Here is a 1,720-nt window from a genome sequence, read left to right on the forward strand (position 1 = left end):
CGGGTGCACCAATGATCATCCCCTATGGCGTCAATATGGTCGGGCCGGTGATCTATACTTTCGGCAACGAGGAGCAGAAATCCCGGCATCTGCCCGGCATCCTGTCTTCCGACATATGGTGGTGCCAGGGCTATTCGGAGCCGAACGCCGGTTCCGATCTCGCCAGCCTGAAGACCTTGGCCGTGCGTGACGGTGATCATTATGTCGTGAACGGCACGAAAATGTGGACGACAGAGGCACATTGGGCCGACTGGATGCATTGCCTCGTCCGTACCGATCGTGATGCGCGGCCGCAGGCGGGTATCTCGTTCCTGCTGATCGACATGACATCGCCCGGTATCGAGGTGCGGCCGATCGTGACGATCGACGGGCAGCATCACACGAACCAGGTATTCTTCGACGATGTGCGCGTGCCGGTCGCCAATCTGGTCGGTCTGGAGGGGCAGGGATGGGAGATCGCCAAATTCCTGCTTGCCAATGAACGTGTCGCAATCGCCGACACTGGACCGAAGCTGAAGCTGCTTGCGGACATAAAGGCGATGTTCGCAACACGGGTGGAACGCGATGGCCAATCCAGGACGATGGCCGTCATCCAGGATCGCTTGGCTGATGCCGAGGTTCAGCTTGCGTCACTCTGTGCCCTGGAGGCGGCCTATGTTCGCGACTGGGCCGAAGGCGCCGACCGAAACGGGCCGCAGGCGTCGATCCTGAAGCTGCGCGGCACAGAGATCTTGCAGCTCCTTTCGGAAATCGCGCTGGAAATCGAGGGACCCGTTGGCGCGGTGCACGATCCCGCCGCCCTGCGCGGTCTGAAAACAGACAGCGAGTGGCCCAGCTCGATCGCGCACCATTACCTTTATGGGCGCTGTTGGTCGATCTTTGGTGGGACGAGTGAGATCCAACGCACCATCATTGCCCGCAGCCTATTAGCATAGGCGGCCATCCATGTACGACGCGACCACGGCGCTGCGCGCCATAGACATCAACAGCGTGCCGATATCCTTGTGCCTTGTCGTCACGGCCGTCACCGCATTTTTATTATTTCTTCACAGCGTTGCGCATGACCTTCCGGCAGAAAGTCTATGTCGTTCCGTTTTGTGGATCTGCCCTTTTCTTCTGGCACGATCTGACGTTCGTTCTGCGCCACAGGTTATGGTTCGATGTCTATCGCCACTGGTGGGTCGAAATGTGGTGGTACATTCTATGCGTCGCCGTTGTACTTGAAATGGTGCTGCTGTGGACCGTCTTCCGATATGGGCGTGAGGAACTTTGGCCGGATGCATCGCGGAAGATGTTTGGCACCATGACGTTGGCAGGAACGCTGGGTATCGGCGCATTGTGGTGGCTGATAAAGTCGATCATCGACGACCCGCTATTCTTCTTCTCCTTTGCGATAACGGCGGTTTTTTCGGTGCCGCTCCACACAGCGATAATGTCGCGTCGGCAATCGCGGGTCGGTCAATCGATCGGTATGCAATTGGCAACGATCGTCATGTTGTGGAGCCTTTCTGCAGCGTTCATGCTGATCGCTCCCGCGTTCCGATCTCCGCCCTATCTCGCCTTCCTCGCCGTATTCACGGTGTGGCCGCTGGCGAACGTCTATCTCATCACGCGCTTTCCGCGCCTGTCATAGCCAGAGGAAGTACCCATGAAGGTGCTGGTGCCCGTCAAGCGCGTGCTTGACTATAATGTGAAGCCCCGCGTGAAGGCGGACGGGTCG

2 protein-coding genes are annotated in these 1,720 nt (G+C 58.4%); both read left to right on the forward strand.

Annotated elements, in window-relative coordinates:
* The first annotated feature begins 35 nt into the window (after nt 1-35).
* Nucleotides 36-935 carry an acyl-CoA dehydrogenase family protein gene (locus ACFDSW_RS10590; RefSeq protein ID WP_375250259.1) on the forward strand — a complete coding sequence of 300 codons (900 nt, stop codon included), beginning with the start codon at nt 36-38 and terminating at the stop codon, nt 933-935.
* A 125-nt stretch (nt 936-1,060) separates the two neighbouring features.
* Complete coding sequence (locus ACFDSW_RS10595) at nt 1,061-1,633, forward strand: hypothetical protein (RefSeq protein ID WP_375250260.1); 573 nt, start codon at nt 1,061-1,063, stop codon at nt 1,631-1,633.
* Nucleotides 1,634-1,720: the final 87 nt, after the last annotated feature.

This window comes from Sphingomonas sp. (assembly GCF_042091075.1).
In the GTDB taxonomy this organism is placed as follows: domain Bacteria; phylum Pseudomonadota; class Alphaproteobacteria; order Sphingomonadales; family Sphingomonadaceae; genus Sphingomonas.

Excerpts from the sequence above, each read along its gene's own strand:
- ACFDSW_RS10590 (WP_375250259.1), top strand. The coding sequence starts at position 36 with ATGGTCGGGCCGGTGATCTATACTTTCGGCAACGAGGAGCAGAAATCC.
- ACFDSW_RS10595 (WP_375250260.1), top strand. The coding sequence starts at position 1,061 with ATGACCTTCCGGCAGAAAGTCTATGTCGTTCCGTTTTGTGGATCTGCC.